This is a genomic window from Rhodococcus shunpengi (assembly GCF_048381395.1).
In the GTDB taxonomy this organism is placed as follows: domain Bacteria; phylum Actinomycetota; class Actinomycetes; order Mycobacteriales; family Mycobacteriaceae; genus Rhodococcus.
The window spans coordinates 114472-121138 of the sequence record NZ_JBLWIU010000034.1; the positions used below are offsets into that span (position 1 = coordinate 114472).

5 protein-coding genes and 2 tRNA genes are annotated in these 6667 nt (G+C 68.4%); 2 read left to right on the forward strand and 5 right to left on the reverse strand.

Going from position 1 to position 6667, the window contains the following annotated elements:
• Nucleotides 1–6 precede the first annotated feature (6 nt).
• From ACNJ7K_RS20785 to ACNJ7K_RS20805, 5 genes are all read right to left on the reverse strand, one after another.
• The gene (locus tag ACNJ7K_RS20785) at nucleotides 7–1113 is read right to left on the reverse strand and encodes a wax ester/triacylglycerol synthase domain-containing protein (RefSeq protein ID WP_230787671.1); all 1107 of its coding nucleotides are present in this window, start codon (nucleotides 1111–1113) and stop codon (nucleotides 7–9) included.
• A 119-nt stretch (nucleotides 1114–1232) separates the two neighbouring features.
• The gene (locus ACNJ7K_RS20790; protein WP_487042124.1) at nucleotides 1233–1808 is read right to left on the reverse strand and encodes a hypothetical protein; all 576 of its coding nucleotides are present in this window, start codon (nucleotides 1806–1808) and stop codon (nucleotides 1233–1235) included.
• An 11-nt stretch (nucleotides 1809–1819) separates the two neighbouring features.
• The gene (locus ACNJ7K_RS20795; RefSeq protein ID WP_159418636.1) at nucleotides 1820–2968 is read right to left on the reverse strand and encodes a zinc-dependent alcohol dehydrogenase; all 1149 of its coding nucleotides are present in this window, start codon (nucleotides 2966–2968) and stop codon (nucleotides 1820–1822) included.
• 72 nt (nucleotides 2969–3040) lie between these two features.
• Nucleotides 3041–4258 (reverse strand): carboxylate-amine ligase, encoded by a 1218-nt coding sequence (locus ACNJ7K_RS20800; RefSeq protein WP_487042125.1) that lies wholly within the window; start codon nucleotides 4256–4258, stop codon nucleotides 3041–3043.
• A gap of 589 nt (nucleotides 4259–4847) precedes the next feature.
• Nucleotides 4848–4921, reverse strand: a tRNA-Gly gene (locus ACNJ7K_RS20805).
• Nucleotides 4922–5060: 139 nt separating this feature from the next.
• On the opposite strand from ACNJ7K_RS20805, the gene ACNJ7K_RS20810 reads away from it, so the two are divergent.
• Together ACNJ7K_RS20810 and tig are read left to right on the forward strand one after the other, a co-directional pair.
• Nucleotides 5061–5137, forward strand: a tRNA-Pro gene (locus ACNJ7K_RS20810).
• Between the two features lie 73 nt (nucleotides 5138–5210).
• A complete protein-coding gene (gene tig / locus ACNJ7K_RS20815) occupies nucleotides 5211–6596 on the forward strand; it encodes a trigger factor (protein ID WP_367269340.1) in 1386 nt (461 codons plus the stop codon).
• The last annotated feature ends 71 nt before the right edge of the window (nucleotides 6597–6667 follow it).

Sequence of the window (6667 nt, forward strand, 5' to 3'; positions counted from 1 at the left end):
GGGGAGTCACTCCCCGAGGACGGCGCGCATCCCTTCCTGCAGGCACGAATCGAACGAATCGCGGTTGGGGACGACCGTGGGGTCCACCGCCAGGCCCATGCAGCAGGTGTCGCGGTAGGACATCGCCGACGCGGTCATCATCGCGCCGTCGGCCGCACCGAAGCCGTAGTACCGCTCGATCTTCGCGCCGCCGACGTAGAGCGGCGCGTGGGAACCGGGGAGCGTGGACACCACCACGTCCCGCGGACCGACGGCGATGCCGGCCTGTGCACCGGCGGAGGATGGGAACGAGATGTCGATGCGCCGCATGAGATCGACCGCGTCCATCGCCTGGAGGTCGGCCGCATCCTCGGGTGCCATGGGCACCGCCCCGCCGTCCGGCCCGGGGACGACGACGCGCAGGCCGTCGATCGAGCGACCGTGTCGCCGTCGGTACTCGCTGCACGCGAGGAGCATCGCAGCGGAGAACCCGCTCGACACGCGACAGCCCGCGCGTTCGCAGGCGTGACGCAGGGCGGTGAGATCCGCGTCGAGTACGTGCAGTCGCGGGGCGCGGGGTGCGGGCTCCTCGCGGTCGCAGGTGCGTCCGAGCAGGGCGTTGATCAATCCGGTGCCCAGCGAGGTGAACACGTGTGCGGCGGTGCGGAACGACTCGGCGCTCTGCTCGGATACCGATTTCGCCCACGACAACATGGAATCGGACTGATCGGGCACCAGAGCGGAGCCGAGGTGGCGGAGACGGATCACCAGCGCCGACTGGCCGCCGTCGAGGCCGTCGAGCAGGGTCAGTTCCCAGCGCGGGTGCCGGAGACCGGCGGGGTCGGGTGCGGTCCGGGCGTAGGTGAGTACCTCCTCGAAACTCGCCGGGGCGGGCAGTGCGATCCGCTCGAGATGCCAGGGTGGATCCGAGTCCGGATGCCCGGTGCGTCGCGGCGGGTCGAGACCGAACGGAAGTTCCACCACCCGGTGCCGGAAGCTGGGCGATTCGTGGTTGCCCGGCGCGAGCACCGCCGCGACCCGATCCCAGTCCGGGGTGGCGTCGAGAAGGACGGCGGCGACGACCGAGGAGCCCGGTGAGCAGTCCCGGGCGAGGTCGTCGGAGGTGTCCTTCACAACAGGGACGGTCTCATATCGTGAACGACCCACACCTGCGCTTGACTCTTGCTTTGCACTATCGAGTCGAAAAGGTGACACGTCGTTGCTGGATTCGGGATGACCCCACGTGCCGGTCCTCACCTCCGTGCTCGCCCTTTCCAACGTCCGACGGCCACTGCGCCCAGACCCGCCGCGGCGATCCACGGTGCACCCGAGACGAGCGGATCGAGCCACTGGTGATTGACATCGGCACGCGAACTCCGACGTCGCGACGCCCCACCGTGCGCGGTGATCTCCGCCCGGAGGCCGCTCTCGGTCACCGGATTGTCGGGACGGCCCTGCAACAGCGCCCGCACCCGGCTCTCGGCGACGTCGATGCGGTCGGCGCCGATCAGGAGCAACCAGTGCGCGGCGCGACCCTCGCTGTACCGGCGGTAGGCGTGCCTGCGCACCACTCCGGACAGTCCCTTCAGCGGCGCCGTGGTGCCGAAGACCGGCGTGACGAAGGCGTGCTCGATCGAACGTTCGCGGGTCTCGTGTCCCGGCTGGCGTTCGGGGAAGTCCCAGTGCGCACCGGTCGCCTCGGGCGCGAAGCGTTCCTTCGGCACCGACGGACGGTCGCGCGGATCCAGGTCGACTCCCCACCCGGGGATGCGGGCCCGCAGCTGGTCGGGGGTCTCGGGCGGTTCGGGCTTGCCCGCGGTGTAGGCCATGGTGGTCCTCCTCAGCTCCCGTCGGCGACGATGATCGGCTTGATGCACCCGTCGAGCTTCGACGAGAACATGTGGTAGGCCTCCGCGATGTGTTCGAGCGGGACGCGGTGCGTGACGATGTCGTTCGGTTTCAGGTAGCCGTTGCGGACGTGTTCGAACAGTCTCGGCCACTGACGTTTGACGGGGCACTGGTTCATCCGCAGCGTCAGGCCCTTGTTGAGTGCGTCGCCGAACTTCACGGCACTGAAGATCGGGCCGTAGGCGCCCATCACCGAGATGGTGCCGCCCTTGCGGACACCGTCGATGGCCCAGTTCAGCGCGACCGGCGAGCCCCCCTGCATCTTCAGCTTCGCGGCTGTGACGTGTTGCAGGAAGTTCCCGTCGGCCTCTGCGCCGACGGCGTCGATGGCGACGTCCGCCCCGAGATGACCGGTGATCTTCTTCAGGTGGACGACGATGTCGTCGTACTCCGCGAAGTTGTAGGTCTCGGCGTGCGCGAAGGTCCGGGCCTTCTCCAGTCGGTACTCGAGATGGTCGATCACGATCACCCGGCCGGCGCCCATGAACCAGGCGGACTTCGCCGCGTACAGGCCCACCGGTCCGGCGCCGAAGACCACGACCGTGTCGCCCTCGACGATGTCACCGAGCTGTGCACCGAAGTAGCCGGTCGCGAGGGCGTCGGTGAGCATCAGGGCGTCCTCGCCGTCCATCCAGTCGGGAACGATGGTGGGGCCGACATCGGCGAACGGCACCCGCACGAACTCGGCCTGGCCGCCGTCGTAGCCGCCGCAGGTGTGCGAGTAGCCGTAGATGCCGCCGACCGCGGTGGCGTTGGGGTTGACATTGTGGCAGTTGGAGTAGAGGCCGCGCGCGCAGAAGAAGCACGACCCGCAGAAGACGTTGAACGGGACCATGACCCGGTCGCCGGGTTTCAGGCTCTGCACCGACGGCCCGACCTCGTGGACCACCCCGACGAACTCGTGACCGAAGGTCGTACCGACGCGGGTGTCGGGCATCATCCCGTGGTAGAGGTGCAGGTCGGAACCGCAGATCGCCGCCAACTCGACGCGCACGATGGCGTCGTTGGGGTGCTCGATCCGGGGAATGTCCTTCTCTTCGACGCGGACCCGATAGGGGCCGCGATAGACCATCGCGCGCATAGGTGCTCCCTCGTCGTGCTCGTGTGGTCGCGAATACCCGAGGGAAAGTGCTCCAAACGGCAGGTCGTGGGATCAGAGCGCCGGGACGTCCGGGGCGGGGTGGACGCCGCCGGACAGAGGAGGAGTCTGCGGTCCGTCGACGAACGCCCGGCGCAGGGCATCGACGACGTCGGCGACGGCGTGACGGCGGGTGAACGCGCGTCGCTGCAGCATCGCCCCGGTGCCGCGGGCGAGGATCGCCTCCCACATCGCCACCGCGCACCGGCGGTCGCCGGTCTCCTCGAGTTGGGGGCCGATGTGGCGGAGGAATGCGCGGAAGGACTGCTGCGCGGTGGTGGGCCGCCCGGTGAACACGTCGACGGCACGTCCGGTCGGCCCCTCGCGCGCGGCACACAGATAGGCGGCGTGGACGACCTCGTCGGCGACCGGGGGAGCAGCGGTGCCCTCCCGGACCTCGCGTTCGGCGTTGGCGACGAGCGCGCGGACGAGCATCGCCAGGAGAACCGTCTCGTCGACCGTCGCCGGGACGTCGCTCACCCGCACCTCTACGGTGGGCAGATGCGCCGAGGGACGTACGTCCCAATAGACCATGCCCGGATCGAGGATGTTGCCGCTGTCGATCATCATGGCGACGATCGCGTCGTAGTGCTCCGCCGACGTGAAACGTGGGGGAGGGCCCGCGCACGGCCACCGGGAGGCCATGATCGCCCGCCAGCTGGCGTACCCGGTGTCGCGGCCCCGATGGAGGGGCGAGTTGGCCGTCGCGGCCAGCAGGGTGGGCAACCACACGCGGACGTGGTTGCACACCAGGACGGCGGTCTCGCGGTCCGCGACACCGACATGGACATGGCAGCCGCAGACCTCCTGCTCCTCGACGAGACGTCCGTACCGCTCGGCCATCGTCCGGTAGCGCGGCACATCCGTCACGGACGCGAGCTGTTGGAGTATGGGCGACACACCCGACGCGAGCAGACCCACGTGCGCCTCCCGCGCGGCCGCGGCTGCGATGGTCCGGCCTTCGACGACACGCGCGCGCAGTTCGGTCGAGCTGTGGCAGACCGGTGTGTTCACCTCGACCTGGGTGCGTTTGAGCTCGTAGTCCAGGTCGAGTCCGAGTCGGGCAGCGGCGGCCACGACGAGGTCGTTGCTCGCGGTGAGCCGTTCGGAGGTGGGGTCGACGAGGAAGAACTCCTCCTCGACGCCGACGGTCGGAGCGGATGTCGGGAGGCCGTGTCCGGCGCCCGCGGCGGCCGCAGGCGATTGGGGATTCGGTCTGTGCCACCGAGGCATCGTTGCCTCCCTGCATAGCGAGGCGCCGTCGGTACAGCCGGCGCCGTCGGAGACGCCGGCGCCTTCTCGACCGACCGCTGACCTACGGGGGTGAGACGACGATACTCGGATTTCACACCGGAGAACTGGGTTCGGTGGGGGACCGGGGACCGACCGGAGCCGTTCCCGACTCCGGCCGGCCGGAGGTGGGGCGAGGCCGGTTCCTCGACACCCCCTGCGGTGTCATCCGACGACGCCCCACCGGTTCGCGGTCGCGTCCGCTCGGGGGACACGACGGGGATGGCGACGCGGTGGTACGTGCGGTCGTCGGAATGCGGGTGGGCAGGGCCGGCCGGAACGGAACCGACACGGAGGTCGATGTGACCGACGGTAGTGAACCGTCGATGTCACAGACGGTGGCGGACTGCAGCCGAGGTCGCATTCGGACGACCTGTGGTGGGGCTGCTTCTCAACCTCGACGGCATGATGACACCCCTCGGGACGATGTGTCCAGAAATGTGCATGTCACCTGCCGGAAACCGGACGTCGGGGGATCGGTCCGGAACGACGAAGCCCGCCGGTGCTGTGCGCACCCGGCGGGCTTCCTCCGTGGAGGGGATGACGGGAATCGAACCCGCGTAGCCAGTTTGGAAGACTGGGGCTCTACCATTGAGCTACATCCCCGTTGCGGCTGCGGCGCCGGTGTCGACCGGTGCTGCGGCTTGCGAGATGAGACTGTACCGGACCTCGCTTTGGATTTCATAATCGGGGGGCCGTAGGATTCTGCGATGGGTCCCGCGGTCGGATGCGGTGCCTTCACGACCGGGATGTGGCGCAGCTTGGTAGCGCATCCGCTTTGGGAGCGGAGGGTCGCAGGTTCGAATCCTGTCATCCCGACCAGATCGAACAGCGTCAGCGCGCTCAGTAGTGACACGAACGACCGACAAGAGAGCACGACAGAAGGAGCATGTCCGTGAAGAGCACCGTCGAGCAGCTGAGCCCGACGCGAGTCCGTATCAATGTTGAGGTGCCCTTCGAGGAGCTCCAGCCTGATTTCGACCGCGCTTTCAAGGCCCTCGCCGGCCAGGTCCGCATCCCGGGCTTCCGCCCCGGTAAGGCTCCTCGCAAGATCCTCGAGGCCCGCGTCGGCCGTGGCGCCGTTCTGGACCAGGTCATCAACGAGGCCATCCAGAGCCGCTACAGCGAGGCCGTGACCGCGAACGACGTCAAGGTCATCAGCCAGCCCGAGATCGACGTCACCAAGCTCGAGGACAACGTCGAGCTGGCGTTCACCGCCGAGGTCGACGTCCGTCCCGAGATCACCCTCCCCGATTTCTCCGAGATCGCCGTCACCGTCGATCCCGTCGAGATCACCGACGAGGACATCGCCGAGCAGATGCTGTCGCTGCGTCAGCGCTTCGGCACCCTGACGGGCGTCGAGCGTCCGGTGCAGGACGGCGACTTCGTCTCCATCGACCTGTCCGCGACGGTCGACGGCAACGAGGTTCCCGAGGCCGCCACCGAGGGCCTGTCGCACGAGGTCGGCTCCGGCCAACTCATCGACGGACTCGACGAGGCGATCATCGGCCTGTCCGCCGGCGAGTCGAAGGAGTTCACCTCCACACTGGTCGCCGGCGAGTACGCCGGTAAGGAAGCCGTCGTCACCGTCAAGGTCAACACCGTCAAGCAGCGCGAGCTGCCCGAGGCCGACGACGAGTTCGCGCAGCTCGCGAGCGAGTTCGACACCATCGGCGAACTCGAGGCCGACCTCCGCGAGCGCGTCCAGCGCGTCAAGCAGGTCGAGCAGGCCGGCCAGATCCGCGACAAGGTCCTCGAGGTTCTCCTCGAGACCGTCGAGATCCCGGTTCCCGAGGCCGCCGTCCAGGCCGAGGTCGACAGCGCGCTGCACGACGCGATCCACGAGCTCGATCACGACGAGACCAAGCTGAACGAGCTGCTCGAGGCTCAGGGTACGAGCCGCGAGGAGTTCGACAAGGAAGCACGCGAGTCCGCCGAGCGTTCGGTGAAGACCCAGCTGCTCCTCGACGCGATCGCCGAGGCGGAGAACACCACGGTCGAGCAGCAGGAGCTGACCGAGCGCATCTTCTTCCAGGCGCAGCGCTACGGCATTCCGCCGGAGCAGTTCATCCAGCAGATCAGCCAGGCCAACCAGCTCGGTGCCGTCTTCGCCGACGTCCGCCGCGGCAAGGCACTCGGCACCGTCGTCGATCGCGCCAACGTGACCGACACCACGGGTGCGACCGTCGACACCGCCGAGCTGTTCGGCACCAAGAAGGACGACGACGCCGAGGGCGAGAACGCCGAGGCGGAGACCACCGAGGACTCGGCCTCCGAGTAGTCGGACGACCCACGGAGATTCGAAACCCCAGGGGCACGAATTTCCGCTTTCAGCGAAGAGGGGCGGCACCG

Coding starts and splice junctions, on each gene's coding strand:
- ACNJ7K_RS20790 (WP_487042124.1), bottom strand. CDS start 1,808: ATGGCCTACACCGCGGGCAAGCCCGAACCGCCCGAGACCCCCGACCAG.
- ACNJ7K_RS20795 (WP_159418636.1), bottom strand. CDS start 2,968: ATGCGCGCGATGGTCTATCGCGGCCCCTATCGGGTCCGCGTCGAAGAG.
- ACNJ7K_RS20800 (WP_487042125.1), bottom strand. CDS start 4,258: ATGCCTCGGTGGCACAGACCGAATCCCCAATCGCCTGCGGCCGCCGCG.